A 14,419-nucleotide genomic window follows, 5' to 3' on the forward strand; every position below is an offset into this window, starting at 1 on the left:
AAGATCAGCGCGGCAGCGTCGGCGCCGCGATGTCCATCGAACCGCGTTGCACTTCGACGTAGAGCTGGTCGGGAACGCCCGGCAGCCCCTTCGGGCCAGGCCGGCGCACCACCACGCCCATCTGCGTCCACAGCTCGATCATCCGGCGCAGGCCGTCGGTGTAACCCGCCTCGACATGCAGACCGATGCCAGCCGCGCCGCGGGCCCATGGCACCCGCGTGTGATAGAACCGCAGCCGCTCCTCCTCGGTCAGGTCGTCCCGCATCATCTGCTGATAGAACGCCTCGGGTAGCACATCGACCGGCAGCAGCGCCGGCCACCACACCGGCGTCGGGAAGCCGCTGGCCGTGAGCACCGCCTGGCAGCTGAACGCATCGCCCTGCCATGGCACGCCCATCCAGCGCGTCAGGTCGCCCGGCGCCTGCGGGCCGATCGGCTTGCCCTGATCCGGCTTGTCGGGATTACCGGCGAACACGTTGACCGGATTGAGCTGAAATCCGACGTCCTGGACCAGGCTCTTGCGGTTCGACAGCGCCAGGCGGAACGGCAGCTTGGTTTCGTTCGGACCGCGGTACAGCTCCTTGTGCCGGATCGGCCAGGTGATCTCGACGCCCGGATGAAACGCTCCGCCCGAGCAGGCATCGAGCGCGGCGCGCGTCATCGCCTCAGGACGTAGTTCGATCGGCAGATCGTCGAGGGTGCGTACCGAGTCGGCACTCTTATCGGCGTAGTCGGCTTCGAACTTGCCGTCGGCCCAGAGTTCGAGCACGCGATACTGCGTCGGAGTCAGCGCCAGCCAGGCATGCGGACTGTCCTGATAGTTGACGCCGTCGCCGAGCATGATCGGAATCGCGTAGCCGCGCTGGTCGCTACCGTCCGGCTTGCGGAATGCGTCGAACACCTTCTTGCGCTCGGCCTTGGCGTCGGCGCCGGGCTTGGCCAGCGTCTCGATGGTCGCCGGGTTGGACAAATCGCCGATATCGTTCCAGGCGGCGCCGAGGAACGACGCCGTCGCCACCCACTGCATCGCGCCGGCGCGGCGCAGGATCGGCAGTACGTCGCGGCGGAACGACACCTTGTCGGTCGGGCTCTGCATCTGGCCGAGCGCAACCATCGCCTCGCGCGCTGCGTCGTACAGCGTCACGATCGGCTCGAGCTGCGGCGCGAATTTCGGTCCGCAGCACACCACCCAGGCGGGATCGCAATCCAGCTTCCGGCCGTCGACGGTCACCGTCGCCTTGACCCAGCCGTCGGCCCAATCGTCGTGCCAGCCATCGTTGTTGGTGAAGTCACGCACCGGATTCTGCGGCAGCGCGGTGCGCGAGACGCCGTCCGCAGCGAACACCAGCAAGCGTCCCTTGTCGTCGGTGCGCAGGTGGCCGAGCGAGACGTCGAGCGTCTGCCAGAACCGCCCCTTCATCCGAAACTTGTCGTCTGCACCCTTGGCGTTGGTCGAGGCGCCGGAAATCTCCAGCTTGCCGCCATCGATGCACAGCATCGCTTCGCGCTTGTCGGCAGGGATGAACGCATTGCGCTGCGGGCCGGGAACGCCGGGTGCGGTTTCGCCACGATCCATCGCATTGACGAAGCCGTACCAGGCGGCCTTGGTATTGGCGACGTGCACGCTCCAGCTCACGCCATCAGCGCCGTCGAGCTCGCGCACCACCCGCCCCTGATCGTCGTAGCCGAACAGCCGGAACCGCTGCACCTGCTTCTTGATCCGGCCCTGCTTGTCCTTGAAGCCACCCTCGGGTTCGTCGAGCAGGCCGGGAACTTCCGGCGCCAGGAACCAATCCTCGGCATTGCCGACGCGGGAGAAACCGATCGCCGGAAAGATCGCCACCTTGGCAATCTTCGCGCCCTTCGGAGCAGCCGGCTGAGCGTGCAGCGACGAAATCGCCGCCTTCGCCAGAAATGGCCCACCTAAACCGACGGCCGCAGCCCCGAACAGAAAGTCACGGCGTTTCATGCCACCTCCCCTGCAAATGCTTCGCAGGAGAGTTATTCTGCGACCAACTCTTAATTCCCATTTAATGGAGTACGGGATTTGAGCTTTGGGGGCGTAATTCGCAAGGATCGCGCGCTGCGAGCGGAGGAGCGCGGAATGTTATCGGCTGAATCAGCCGCGCTGTTCAGCCGTCGATCGTCGCTGGTTTCAGCTCAACCGACTCGCCGCAGCCGCAGGCGGAAATCTGGTTCGGGTTGTTGAATACGAACTGCGCCTGCATCTTGTCGGCCTTGTAGTCCATCTCGGTGCCGAGCAGGAACAGCACCGCCTTCGGATCGATCATGATCTTGACGCCCTTGTCCTCGATCACTTCGTCGTTCGGCTTGATGTCGTGGGCATACTCGACCGTATAGGACTGCCCGGCGCAGCCGCCGTTCTTGATGCCGACGCGCAAGCCGAGAATTTCGCTGTCGGCGCGCCCCATCAGTTCCTTCACCCGAATGGCCGCGGCATCGGTGAGCCGCATCACTTGAGGCCGAGGACGTGCCGTAGCCATGGTGTTTCCCACTCCTGTTGCCGGGCCTGCCCGGAGACTTCGCCGCTTCACCGGCGACTAACCGGACCTTCAGATAGTGACGCGACCGCCACTTCGAAAGGTGTTACCACGTCGTCGCCGTGTGCCGCCTAATGGATCGGCCAGACACATGGCGTCACAAGTTCCAACAGGTGGCGATCGGGATCGCGGAAGTAGATACTCGACCCGCCACGGGGCCACTCCGTGCGGCCTTCGATCGCCACGTCATGCTCCGTCAAGCGCGCTTCCCATTCGCCGAGCTGGTCGCGCTCGACCGACAACCCGATGTGGATCGGTCCGCTGCCGTCATGCGGCGGGATGGTGCCGCCGGGTAGCTTGACCGTATCGAGCGTACTGCCACGCTTGAACAGGAGCAGCACGCTGCGTCCACCGACGTCATATGCACAAAACCGCGTATCCTTGGACATCGGACTCAGCATGAGGATGTCTTCGTAAAAGCGGCAGGAGCGATCGAGGTCGTCGACATACAGCGCCGTTTCGATCACGCCGTTCAAACGCAGAGCCAATCCGCCCTCACCACATATTCAGCACGAGCCGGGCTTCGTCGCTCATCCGCTCCGGCGTCCACGGCGGCTCCCAGACGATGTTGACGTTGACCACGCCAACGCCGGGCACCGAGGCCACCGCGTTCTCGACCATGGTCGGCAGCTCGGCGGCCGCCGGGCAGTTCGGCGTCGTCAGCGTCATGTCGAGATCGACGGTGCGGTCGTCCTTGATTTCGACCTTGTAGATCAGCCCGAGCTCGTAAATGTCGGCCGGAATCTCCGGATCGAACACCGTCTTGAGCGCCCCCACGATTTCGGTGCCGAGCCGCTCGGTTTCCTCCGGCGGAAGCGCCGAGACGGTCTGCATGTTGGCTTTGGCTTCGATCGTATCGGTCATGCGAACAGATCCCGCGCCTTGATCAGCGCACTGACGAGTTGGTCCACTTCCTCACGGGTATTATACATGCCGAACGATGCACGGCACGTCGCAGTGACTTGGAACCGCTCCAGCAGCGGCATCACGCAATGGGTGCCGGCGCGGACCGCGATGCCCTGGCGATCGATCACCGTCGCGATATCGTGCGGGTGAGCGCCCTTCATTTCGAAGGAAATCACCGGTCCCTTGTCCTTGGCAGCGCCGATGATGCGCAGCGAGTTGATCTCGCGCAGCCGCTCTTCGGCGTAGGTCAAAAGATCGTGTTCGTGAGCGGCGATCCGTTCCTTGCCGATCGAATTGACGTAGTCGATCGCCGCCCCGAGCCCGACCGCTTCGACAATCGCCGGCGTGCCGGCCTCGAATCGATGCGGCGGATCGCCGTAAGTCACCCAATCCTGCGCGACTTCACGGATCATCTCGCCGCCACCGCAATACGGACGCATCTTGGCGAGCAGATCGTACTTGCCGTACAGCGCGCCGATGCCGGTCGGACCATAGATCTTGTGGCCGGTCATCACGTAGAAATCGCAATCGATGTCCTGGACGTCGATGGCCAGATGCACAGCCGCCTGGCTGCCGTCGACCAGCACCGGAATGCCGCGGGCATGGGCGATCTTCACCACGTCCTTGACCGGAACGACGGTGCCGAGCGCGTTCGACATCTGGGTGATCGCGACCAGCTTGGTCTTGGCGGTCAGCAGCTTCTCGAACTCGTCGAGCAGGAAGTTGCCGTCATCGTCGACCGGCGCCCATTTCAGCACCGCGCCCTGCCGCTCGCGCAGGAAGTGCCACGGCACGATGTTGGAATGGTGCTCCATGATCGAGAGCACGATCTCGTCGCCCTCGCCGATATTCGGCGCACCCCACGACGATGCGACCAGATTGACCGCCTCGGTGGCGTTGCGGGTGAAGATGATTTCTTCGGGCCGCTTTGCGTTGAGCAGATGCTGCACGCGGGTACGGCCGCCCTCATAGGCTTCGGTCGCGGCGTTAGCGAGGTAATGCAGGCCGCGATGCACGTTGGCATATTCGCTCTCGTAGGCCTGAGTCATCCGCGTCAGCACCTGGCGCGGCTTCTGCGCCGAGGCGGCGTTGTCGAGATACACCAGCTTCTTGCCGTAGACCTCCAGCGACAGCGCCGGAAAGTCCTCGCGGACGCGGGCAACGTCGTAGCTGCCGTTGCTGACCGCCGGATGCGTACTCATCGCCTCGCCTCCAGCCAGCGCACCGCAGCCGCGGTCACCAGCTCACGCAAATTATCGTCGGCGATCGCTTCGATCGCCTCGCCGACGAACGCCTGGATCAGCATCGCCTCGGCTTCCTTCTGCGGCAGACCGCGGGCACGCAGATAGAACAGCAAGGAATCGTCGAGTGCGCCGACCGCAGCACCGTGGCCGCAGGTGACGTCGTCGGCGAAGATCTCCAGCTCCGGCTTGTTGTCGACCTCGGCGTCGTCGGACAGCAGCAAAGCCCGGGTCATCATCTTGGCGTCGGTCTGCTGCGCCGGCTGGCGAACATTGATGCGGCCCTGGAACACCGAATGGCCGCGATCATCGACGACCGCCCGAAACCCTTCACGGCTGGCACAATGCGGCACGTCGTGGTTCATCACCAGCGTGGTGTCGGCGTGCTGCTTGCCGTTCAGCAGATTGACGCCGTTGGTCTGCACGTCCGAATGCGAACCGGCCACCGTCACCACCGCCTGATAACGGCTGACCAGCCCGCCGGTGGTGATGCCGAAGGCGTTGAAATGCGCATGCGCACCGACCGAGACGGCCGCCGAAGTGATGTTGAACGCTTCCCGGGAGTCTTCGACGATCCGCACGTAGTCGAGGCGCGCGTGGTCGCCGATCGCGATCACAGCGGCGTCGTGGACCTGATAGGTCGCAGCCCCCTCGCCCGCCACGTAGCTCTCGACCACCGTCGCCACCGCAGCATTGCCGAGCGCGAACCGCGACCGGGTGAACATCGCGGCCGGTGCGCCACCGGAAGCAATGTGCAGGACGTGCAGCGGTCGCGCCACTGTGGTGCCGTCCGCGACCTCGATGACGAGGCCATCGGTCATCAGCGCGGTGTTGAGCGCCACCATCGGATCGGCGGTGTCGAGCGACAGCACGCGATCGTCACCGCTCTGCAGCGCCTCGCGCAGGCTGCGGATCGACAGCCCCGCTTCGAGACCTGCAAGGTCCGACAGATCGGGGGCCAGCACACCGTCGACGAGCACGAGACGGCGAACGCCGTCGATCGCGTGCAGCTTGGCGGCTGTCTCAGCCCGCGCCAGCGCTGCGGCCTCGGGCGCCGCCGCGAGCGGCAGCACCTCGCGCATCAGCGCGCGCAGGTCGGTGTACTTCCAGTCTTCGATCCGCCGGTGTGGCAGCCCGATACGTTGAAACATGTCGAGCGCCTGACGGCGGGTGTCGACGACCTTGCCCACACCCGGCACGCGGGCGCTGACCGCAGCGAGATTGTCGCTGGCGGTGTCGGGCTTGTCGGGTTTCGCCACTGCGATGTTCATGACCGTGTCCCGATCGGCGGCGCTCAGGCCGCCGCTTCCTGATATTGCGCGTAGCCGTTGGCTTCGAGTTCGAGCGCCAGCTCCTTGCCGCCGCTGCGCACCACCTTGCCCTTCGACATCACATGAACGAAGTCGGGCACGATGTAGTCGAGCAGCCGCTGATAGTGCGTGATGACGACCATCGAGCGGTTCGGCGCACGCAGCGCGTTGACGCCTTCGGAAGCGATCCGCAGCGCGTCGATGTCGAGACCGGAGTCCATCTCGTCGAGGATGCAGAGGCTGGGCTGGAACAGCGCCATCTGCAGCACTTCGTTGCGCTTCTTCTCGCCGCCCGAAAAGCCGACATTGACGCCGCGCTTGAGCATCTCCTGCGGAATGCCGAGCGAGCCGGAGACTTCACGCACCCGCTTAAGGAAATCCGGCGTCGACAGTTCGTCCTCGCCGCGCGCCTTGCGCTGCGAATTGAGCGCGGTGCGCAGGAAGTTCATGGTGGCGACGCCGGGGATTTCGACCGGATACTGGAAAGCCAGGAACACGCCCTTGGCGGCGCGCTCGTTCGGCTCCATCTCCAAGAGGTTCTCGCCCTTGAACAGAATCTCGCCGCCGGTCACCTCGTAGCCCGGCTTGCCGGCGATGACGTGGCTGAGCGTCGACTTGCCGGAGCCGTTCGGCCCCATGATCGCGTGCACTTCGCCTTCGTTCACGGAAAGCGTCAGGCCGTGCAGGATCTCGCGATCCGCGACGCTGACCTGGAGGTCCTTCACTTCGAGCAATGCAGGCATAACGACCTTCCTGTTTGGCTCTCATCCTGAGGATCGACCGCGGCGCGTGTCTCGAAGGATGAGTTGGTATGACGTTCTCGTTGCGGATCCTGCGAAGCGGCCGCGGCGCGGCCGCCTCGTGAAGCTCTTCGGCTTTACCCGACCGAACCTTCGAGGCTGATCGAAATCAGCTTCTGCGCTTCGACCGCGAATTCCATCGGCAATTGCTGCAGCACATCCTTGACGAAGCCATTGACGACGAGGCCGACCGCCTCTTCCTGGCTGAGACCGCGCTGGATGCAGTAGAACAGCACGTCCTCGGAGATCTTCGACGTCGTGGCCTCGTGCTCGAACAGCGCCGAGGCGTTCTTGGCTTCGATGTAGGGCACGGTGTGCGCGCCGCACTGGTCACCGATCAGCAAAGAGTCGCACGCGGTGAAGTTACGCGCGCCCTTGGCTTTGCGGTGGGCGGTGACGAGGCCGCGATAGGTGTTCTGCGACTTGCCGGCCGCGATGCCCTTGGAGATGATCCGGCTGGTGGTGTTGCTGCCAAGATGGATCATCTTGGTGCCGCTATCGACCTGCTGATAGCCGTTCGAGATCGCGATCGAGTAAAACTCGCCACGCGAGTTGTCGCCGCGCAGGATGCAGCTCGGATACTTCCAGGTGATCGCCGAACCGGTCTCGACCTGGGTCCAGGAGATCTTGGAATTGTCGCCGCGGCAATCGCCACGCTTGGTGACGAAGTTGTAGATGCCGCCCTTGCCTTCCGAGTTGCCCGGATACCAGTTCTGCACCGTCGAGTATTTGATCTCGGCATCGTCCAGAGCCACCAGTTCGACCACCGCAGCATGGAGCTGGTTCTCGTCGCGCTGCGGAGCGGTACAGCCTTCGAGGTAAGAGACGTAGGAGCCCTTGTCGGCGATGATCAGCGTGCGCTCGAACTGGCCGGTGTTGCGCTCGTTGATGCGGAAATAGGTCGACAGCTCCATCGGGCAGCGCACGCCCGGCGGCACGTAAACGAACGAGCCGTCGGAGAACACCGCCGAATTCAGCGTCGCGTAGAAGTTGTCCGAGGTCGGCACCACGCTGCCGAGATACTTCTGCACCAGCTCGGGGTGATGCTTGATCGCCTCCGAGATCGGCATGAAGATCACGCCGGCCTTCTTCAGCTCGGCCTGGAAGGTGGTCGCCACCGACACCGAGTCGAACACCGCGTCGACCGCGATCTTGCGGCTCGGCGAATCCGGCTCTCCCGGGCGCGGCTCGACGCCCTCGAGGATCGCGACTTCCCGCAGCGGGATGCCGAGCTTCTCGTAGGTCTTCAGGATCTCAGGATCGATCTCGTCGAGCGAGCCGACGGTCTTCTTCGGCTTCGGCGCGGAATAATAGTATAGATCCTGGAAATCGATCTTCGGATATTCTACCCGCGCCCAGGTCGGCTCGATCATCGTCAGCCAGCGGCGATAGGCTTCAAGCCGCCACTGCAGCATCCAATCCGGCTCGCTCTTCTTGGCCGAGATGAAGCGGACGATGTCTTCCGAAAGCCCCTTGGGAGCCTTCTCGGATTCGATCAGAGTTTCGAATCCATAGCGATATTGATCGACGTCGATCTGGCGAACCCGATCGACGGTCTCTTGGACGGCAGCCATTCAAACCTCCGCTCACGGTTTCAAGGACCGCGGTGGATCTGCGAAAGACATGCTTACACGATCCGTCACGGGATGAAACCCTCTTAGAACCGTTCAAGCACTGTTTCACGATCCCTTCTAGCTATGTTGCCGGCGAGCTTTCTCCAAGCCTCCAGACAACAATCCATGTCGGATTCGCTACTCGACCAGCCGAGGCTGATCCTGATGGCTGATCTTGCAAGTTCCGGACCGAAGCCCATCGCTTCCAGCACATGCGACGGCTGCACCTTGCCGGACGAACAGGCCGACCCCGACGACACCGCGATTCCGGCGAGATCGAAGCCGATCACGGCGGTTTCCGCCCGCAATCCAGGGACGGCGAACAGTGTGGTGTTCGGCAGCCGCGGCACGCCGGCCGACAAGATCACCCCGTCGTCCCCGGCGATATGTCGCAACCCCGCCTCGAGCCGTGTCCGCAATCCTTCGATCCGGACCATGTCGTCCGCCATCGCCGGAATCGTGACCGCCGCCGCGGCGCCAAAGCCGGCGACCCCGATCAGGTTCTCGGTGCCGGCGCGCCTGCCCAGCTCCTGACCGCCGCCGCGCAGCAACGGCTCGGGCCCAGACAGCCTGGGACTCAGAACCAGCGCTCCGACGCCTTTCGGGCCACCGATCTTGTGCGCAGACAACGACACAAGATCCGCGCCGAGTTCCTTGATTCCGAACGGAATCTTGCCGAACGCCTGGATCGCATCGACGTGCAGCACGCCGCCCGCTTCACGCACGATCTCAGCAACTTCACGAATCGGCTGAACCGCGCCGGTCTCGTTGTTGGCGAGCATCACCGACACCAGCGCGGCAGGACCGCCGGCCAGCATGGCCCGCAAATGGTCGAGATCGACCACGCCGTCCGACGTGACCCGGATGGTGTCGACGCGTTCCACGGGGAACCGGCCACCGCTCAGCACCGCGGCGTGCTCGATCGACGAAATCAACAACCGTTCAACGGGTTCCGAGCCGATCCGGAGTCCCGGCGTCAGCGCCAGCGCATCCGCCTCCGTGCCGCCTGATGTGAACACAACATCGCGCGGCACTGCCCCGACAGCTTCGGCGAGCTGGGCCCGGGCCTGTTCGAGTAGACCGCGCGCGGCGCGGCCTTCGGCATGGATCGAGGAAGGGTTGCCGACCAGATCAAGCGCCGACGTCATCGCCGCCCTCGCCTCCGGCCGCAGTGGCGTGGTCGCATTCCAGTCCAGATACACTCGATTGACCGTCACCGCGCTTCGATCCTCTCAATTCCCGTCCGTCAGCCCGCGATCGGCATCGCGCCGGCCCACCCTGTTCAATATGCTTGCATTTGGCCCTGCGCTCCATGCTAGAACGCAGCTCCCCGTTTCCTCCGGCCGCCTGCCCGATCCGCTTCGCGGCAGCCGGCGGCTGTTGCTGGCAGGACCCGCCCGTGCACGGCGCGGCAGGCCCACTCCCACCATGTCGCGCAAGGATCGCTGATGCCCGAAGTTATTTTCACCGGTCCGGCGGGCCGTCTCGAAGGCCGCTACCACCCCGCCAAGCAGAAGAACGCGCCGATCGCGATGGTGCTGCACCCGCATCCGCAGTTCCGCGGTAACATGAATCACCCGATCGTCTATCAGGTGTATTACGCCTTCGTCGCCCGTGGTTTCTCGGTGCTGCGGTTCAATTTCCGCGGCGTCGGCCGCAGCCAGGGCTCGTTCGACCACGGCACCGGTGAGCTCGCCGATGCGGCCTCGGCGCTCGACTGGGCCCAGACCATCAACCCGGAGGCACGCGCCTGCTGGGTGGCGGGGTTCTCGTTCGGCGCATGGATCGGCATGCAGCTCCTGATGCGCCGTCCCGAGGTCGAAGGCTTCATCTCGATCGCGCCGGAGCCGAACCGCTACGACTTCTCGTTCCTGGCGCCCTGCCCGTCGTCCGGCCTGATCGTCCATGGCGAGAAGGACATCGTGGCGCCGGCCAAGGACGTCAACACCCTGGTCGAGAAGCTCAAGACCCAGAAGGGCATCGTGATCGACCAGCAGATCATTCCCGGCGCCAACCACTTCTTCGAAGACCGGATGGAGCCGCTGATGGAGACGATCACGTCCTATCTGGACATGCGGCTCGCCAACGTCCGCTGAGCTTTCCCGGTCAGGGCCGCGCCAACAGCCCGCCGGTCATCGGGAACGCGACACCGGTTGTCGCGGGATAGCTCAACGGCAGGCCCTTCAGACCACGCGCGGCGAGGAAGCCAAACGCCTGCGCCTCCATCGCGTCGGCCGACCAGCCGAGTGCGTCCGCACTGTCGACGCTGGCCGGCGCGAGCACGTCGCGCAGCATCCGCATCATCGTCAGGTTGCGCGCGCCGCCGCCGGTGACGACCCAGCTCGCTGGCGGCTTTGGCAGCAGCGGCACCACCGCCGCGATCGCGCGGGCGGTGAACGCCGTCAGCGTCGCCGCGCCGTCTTCCGCCGACCAGTCGCGCAGCGCTAGCCCGGCGAAGTGGTTGCGATCGAGCGACTTCGGCGGCGGCTTGAGGAAGAACGGGTGCTGCAGCGCGTCGCCGACCCACGCCTGATCGACCGCTCCTTGCGCCGCCAGCCGCCCCTCGCCGTCGAACGGCCTGCCTTGGGTGCGGAACACGAAATCATCGAGCAGCGCGTTGCCGGGCCCGGTGTCACAGGCGATCAGGGTGTCGCTGCCGTCGATGTAGGTGATGTTGGAGACGCCGCCGATGTTCACCACGGCGACCGCACCGTCGCGGCTGAGCGACTGCGCCAGGGCGCGGTGATACACGGGTACGAACGGCGCCCCCTGGCCGCCCGACGCAACGTCGGCAGCACGGAAATCGTACACAACCGGAATACGAATGGCCCTGGCGAGCGCCGCGGCATCGCCGATCTGGATCGTGAGCTTTGCCTCCGGCCGGTGCAGCACGGTCTGGCCGTGAAAGCCGGCGACATCGATCGCCTCCGCAGACAGACGGTGCTGAGCGATGAATGCGGCGACCGCTTCGGCATGCGCGATCGTCACCGCGCGCTCCGCTTCGGCGAGCACGCCGGGACGGGCATCGCGCCGGTCGAGCTCCACCGCTTCGGCAAGGGCGTGACGCAGCAGGCCGCGTTCGGTCCCAGTGTAAGGCCGGTAGCCCGACGGCCCCAGCGCGGCGACGCGCCGTCCATCAGTCTTGATCAGCGCGACATCGACGCCATCGAGCGAGGTGCCGCTCATCAGTCCGATCGCCGTCATCATCATGGCAACGCGCCTTTCCGCCCGCTGCAGAAGGTCCAACTTGTGTCAAACACCTAGTTCTTATAATGCCACAGGGTAACGCGCCCGAAAGACTTTCCTGGGCGTCGTCGCGCGCGATCTGCGCGATGCGTGAAATAACCGTGATCAGAGACCGATACAGATGACCGCTTTTAAGTCTGATTTTATGAATGTTCTCCAGAGCCGGGGATTCATTCATCAGATTTCCGATCCCGACTCGCTCGACGCGCTCGCGGCGAAGGGCGAAGTGGTCGCGTATGTCGGTTACGATTGCACCGCGGCGTCGCTACACGTCGGCCATCTGCTGTCGATCATGATGCTGCATTGGCTGCAAGCGACCGGCAACAAGCCGATCGCGCTGATGGGCGGCGGCACCACGCGCGTCGGCGACCCGTCGGGCCGCGACGAGACCCGCAAGATCCTCACCTACGAGCAGATCGACGCCAACAAGGAGTCGATCAAGGGCACATTCTCGAAGTTCATCAAGTTCGGCGACGGCCACAGCGACGCGGTGATGGCCGACAACGCCGAGTGGCTGACCAAGCTGAACTACATCGAAATGCTGCGCGACGTCGGTCGCCACTTCTCGATCAACCGCATGCTGACGATGGATTCGGTGAAGCTGCGGCTCGACCGCGAGCAGGAGCTGTCGTTCATCGAATTCAACTACATGATCCTGCAGTCCTACGACTTCGTCGAGCTGGCGCGCCGCTACAAATGCAATCTGCAGATGGGCGGCTCGGATCAGTGGGGCAACATCGTCAACGGCGTCGACCTCGGCCGCCGCATGGGCACGCACCAACTCCATGCGCTGACCTGCCCGCTGCTGACCACCGCCTCTGGCGCCAAGATGGGCAAGACCGCCGCCGGCGCCGTCTGGCTCAACGGCGACATGCTGGCGCCCTACGATTACTGGCAGTACTGGCGCAACACCGAGGACGCCGACGTCGGTCGCTTCTTGAAGCTGTTCACGCTGCTGCCGATGGACGAGATCGAGCGACTGTCGAAGCTGCAGGGCGCCGAGATCAACGACGCAAAGAAGATCCTGGCCACCGAGGCAACTGCGCTGATGCACGGCCGCGAGGCCGCCGATAAGGCGGAGGCGACGGCGCGTACCACCTTCGAACAGGGCGGCACCGCGCAGGATCTGCCGAGCGTCGAGATCAGCCGCGGCGAACTCGACGCCGGGATCGGCGTGCTGGCGGCGTTTGCCGAGAAGACCGGCCTCGTCGCCTCCAATGGCGAAGCGCGCCGCCAGATCAAGGCCGGCGGCCTCAAGGTCAACGACGCGCCGGTGACCGACGAGAAGATGACCCTGACAGCCACCGACCTCTCGGCCGACGGCGTGATCAAGCTGTCGATGGGCAAGAAGAAGCATGTGCTGCTGCGGCTTGCATAGCCCCATTCGCTAGCTGGCTCTGCTCCTTTCCGGCAAAACCGCGTTCGATACCAAAAAACGTGGTTTCGTTCGGGAAGGATCGTCCTTGGATCACCGTGCCTCGCGCATCGGCCTGTTCATTCTCGGCCTATGCTTCGTGCTCTCGCTGCTTGGCCGCGGGCTCGGCGAGAGCTTCACCGTGTTCCTACTGCCGATCTCAGCCTCGTTCGGCTGGGACCGTGCCGAGGTGGTGTCGATCTATTCGCTGACAGCGCTGTGCACCGGCCTCGCCTCACCGCTCGTGGGCCGGCTGTTCGACCGCTCCGGTCCGCGCGTGGTCTATACCCTCGGCATGGCGTTGCTCGGCGGCGCACTCCTGATCGCCTCCTATGCCGAACGGCTGTGGCAGTTGCAGATCACCGTCGGGCTCTGCGTCGGCCTCGGCATCGCCTTCACGGGCAACGTACCGAACTCGATCCTGCTCGGCCGCTGGTTCGGCGCCAAGCTGCCGACTGCGATGGCGGTGGTGTATTCGGCGATCGGCGCCGGTGTGCTGGTGATGCTGCCGATCGCCCAGGTGCTGATCGAACGATACGGCTGGCGCGAGGCCTATCTGATCCTCGGTGGCGCGACGCTGATCCTGCTGATCCCTCTGGCGCTGCTGCCGTGGGGGCGGTTCGCCGCCGGCGCCGACGCGCACGCGCAGCGATCGTCAGACGACGCGGCGGACGATTTCTGGACGCTGGCGGGCGCGATGCGGCACCATGCTTTCTGGGCGCTGTTCGCGACGTTCTTCTTCACCGCGATCGGGATGTACTCGATCTCCGTGCAGGTGGTCGCCTATCTGGTCGACGCCGGGTTCACGCCGCTGCAGGCCGCGACCGCCTGGGGATTCTCCGGCGTGGTACTGGTGGTCGGCATGCTCGGCGTGAGTTGGCTCGACGGCGTGATCGGGCGTCGACCATCGATCCTGTTCTCCTACGCAATTTCAATCACCGGCCTTGTCCTGCTGTGGCTGCTGCAGTGGTACCCGAGCCCGCTGCTGCTCGGCGGGTTCGTGATCTGCTTCGGCTCGATGATCGGCTCGCGCGGCCCGCTGATCACCGCCACCGCAATGAGCATCTTCCGCGGCCGGCGTGTCGGCACGATCTACGGGACGATCTCGATCGGCAGCGGTCTGGGGTCGGCGTTCGGCTCCTGGTGCGGGGGTCTGCTGCACGATCTCACCCAGAGCTACAATCCGGTGCTTGGCTTCGCGCTGATCAGCGTCGTGCTCGGCATGGTCCCGTTCCTGGTCGTGCCGGCGCTGCGGGAGCGACAATAGGCGCGCGCTGATGCGTTGCAATCGCAGCTATCAGTCATGACTTCGTACTTCCTCCGTGGCA

General features: G+C 64.7%; 13 protein-coding genes. 3 read left to right on the forward strand and 10 right to left on the reverse strand.

Features of this window, described 5'->3' with window-relative positions; genetic code table 11:
* Positions 1-4: 4 nt before the first annotated feature.
* The 9 genes from goxA to M9H71_RS07955 form a co-directional block, all read right to left on the reverse strand.
* Positions 5-1,969 carry a CTQ-dependent glycine oxidase GoxA gene (gene goxA, locus M9H71_RS07915; protein ID WP_455404502.1) on the reverse strand — a complete coding sequence of 655 codons (1,965 nt, stop codon included), beginning with the start codon at positions 1,967-1,969 and terminating at the stop codon, positions 5-7.
* A 163-nt stretch (positions 1,970-2,132) separates the two neighbouring features.
* On the reverse strand, positions 2,133-2,504 hold the full coding sequence (sufA, locus tag M9H71_RS07920) for a Fe-S cluster assembly scaffold SufA (RefSeq protein ID WP_455404503.1): 372 nt from the start codon (positions 2,502-2,504) through the stop codon (positions 2,133-2,135).
* Positions 2,505-2,632: 128 nt separating this feature from the next.
* A complete protein-coding gene (locus M9H71_RS07925) occupies positions 2,633-3,049 on the reverse strand; it encodes a VOC family protein (protein WP_455404504.1) in 417 nt (138 codons plus the stop codon).
* A gap of 7 nt (positions 3,050-3,056) precedes the next feature.
* Positions 3,057-3,425, reverse strand: coding sequence for an SUF system Fe-S cluster assembly protein (locus M9H71_RS07930; RefSeq protein WP_054163221.1), 369 nt, complete (start codon positions 3,423-3,425; stop codon positions 3,057-3,059).
* Positions 3,422-4,669 (reverse strand): cysteine desulfurase, encoded by a 1,248-nt coding sequence (locus M9H71_RS07935; protein ID WP_455404505.1) that lies wholly within the window; start codon positions 4,667-4,669, stop codon positions 3,422-3,424. The genes M9H71_RS07930 and M9H71_RS07935 overlap by 4 nt, the downstream gene beginning before the upstream one ends.
* The gene (gene sufD / locus M9H71_RS07940; RefSeq protein WP_455404506.1) at positions 4,666-5,979 is read right to left on the reverse strand and encodes a Fe-S cluster assembly protein SufD; all 1,314 of its coding nucleotides are present in this window, start codon (positions 5,977-5,979) and stop codon (positions 4,666-4,668) included. Before sufD ends, M9H71_RS07935 begins: the two co-directional genes overlap by 4 nt.
* A gap of 23 nt (positions 5,980-6,002) precedes the next feature.
* Positions 6,003-6,761 (reverse strand): Fe-S cluster assembly ATPase SufC, encoded by a 759-nt coding sequence (gene sufC / locus M9H71_RS07945; RefSeq protein ID WP_455404507.1) that lies wholly within the window; start codon positions 6,759-6,761, stop codon positions 6,003-6,005.
* Positions 6,762-6,895: 134 nt separating this feature from the next.
* Complete coding sequence (gene sufB / locus M9H71_RS07950) at positions 6,896-8,392, reverse strand: Fe-S cluster assembly protein SufB (RefSeq protein WP_455404508.1); 1,497 nt, start codon at positions 8,390-8,392, stop codon at positions 6,896-6,898.
* Positions 8,393-8,475: 83 nt separating this feature from the next.
* Positions 8,476-9,648: a cysteine desulfurase family protein gene (locus M9H71_RS07955; protein ID WP_455404509.1), complete on the reverse strand. Its 1,173-nt coding sequence runs from the start codon at positions 9,646-9,648 to the stop codon at positions 8,476-8,478.
* Positions 9,649-9,879: 231 nt separating this feature from the next.
* Here M9H71_RS07955 and M9H71_RS07960 point away from each other — a divergent pair, with 231 nt between their 5' ends.
* Complete coding sequence (locus tag M9H71_RS07960; RefSeq protein ID WP_455404510.1) at positions 9,880-10,527, forward strand: alpha/beta hydrolase; 648 nt, start codon at positions 9,880-9,882, stop codon at positions 10,525-10,527.
* Positions 10,528-10,537: 10 nt separating this feature from the next.
* On the opposite strand, the gene M9H71_RS07965 is transcribed toward M9H71_RS07960, so the two are convergent.
* Positions 10,538-11,641 (reverse strand): anhydro-N-acetylmuramic acid kinase, encoded by a 1,104-nt coding sequence (locus tag M9H71_RS07965; protein WP_455404511.1) that lies wholly within the window; start codon positions 11,639-11,641, stop codon positions 10,538-10,540.
* A gap of 157 nt (positions 11,642-11,798) precedes the next feature.
* Here M9H71_RS07965 and tyrS point away from each other — a divergent pair, with 157 nt between their 5' ends.
* Both tyrS and M9H71_RS07975 read left to right on the forward strand, forming a co-directional pair.
* Positions 11,799-13,055: a tyrosine--tRNA ligase gene (gene tyrS / locus M9H71_RS07970; protein WP_455404512.1), complete on the forward strand. Its 1,257-nt coding sequence runs from the start codon at positions 11,799-11,801 to the stop codon at positions 13,053-13,055.
* A gap of 85 nt (positions 13,056-13,140) precedes the next feature.
* Complete coding sequence (locus M9H71_RS07975; protein ID WP_455404513.1) at positions 13,141-14,358, forward strand: MFS transporter; 1,218 nt, start codon at positions 13,141-13,143, stop codon at positions 14,356-14,358.
* The last annotated feature ends 61 nt before the right edge of the window (positions 14,359-14,419 follow it).

This window comes from Rhodopseudomonas parapalustris, from assembly GCF_053772255.1.

Bases quoted from the DNA above. Each gene is read 5' to 3' on its own strand.
- sufB (WP_455404508.1), bottom strand. From the start codon at position 8,392: ATGGCTGCCGTCCAAGAGACCGTCGATCGGGTTCGCCAGATCGACGTC.
- M9H71_RS07930 (WP_054163221.1), bottom strand. From the start codon at position 3,425: ATGACCGATACGATCGAAGCCAAAGCCAACATGCAGACCGTCTCGGCG.
- tyrS (WP_455404512.1), top strand. From the start codon at position 11,799: ATGACCGCTTTTAAGTCTGATTTTATGAATGTTCTCCAGAGCCGGGGA.
- M9H71_RS07965 (WP_455404511.1), bottom strand. From the start codon at position 11,641: ATGATGATGACGGCGATCGGACTGATGAGCGGCACCTCGCTCGATGGC.
- sufA (WP_455404503.1), bottom strand. From the start codon at position 2,504: ATGGCTACGGCACGTCCTCGGCCTCAAGTGATGCGGCTCACCGATGCC.
- goxA (WP_455404502.1), bottom strand. From the start codon at position 1,969: ATGAAACGCCGTGACTTTCTGTTCGGGGCTGCGGCCGTCGGTTTAGGT.
- M9H71_RS07960 (WP_455404510.1), top strand. From the start codon at position 9,880: ATGCCCGAAGTTATTTTCACCGGTCCGGCGGGCCGTCTCGAAGGCCGC.
- sufD (WP_455404506.1), bottom strand. From the start codon at position 5,979: ATGAACATCGCAGTGGCGAAACCCGACAAGCCCGACACCGCCAGCGAC.
- M9H71_RS07935 (WP_455404505.1), bottom strand. From the start codon at position 4,669: ATGAGTACGCATCCGGCGGTCAGCAACGGCAGCTACGACGTTGCCCGC.
- sufC (WP_455404507.1), bottom strand. From the start codon at position 6,761: ATGCCTGCATTGCTCGAAGTGAAGGACCTCCAGGTCAGCGTCGCGGAT.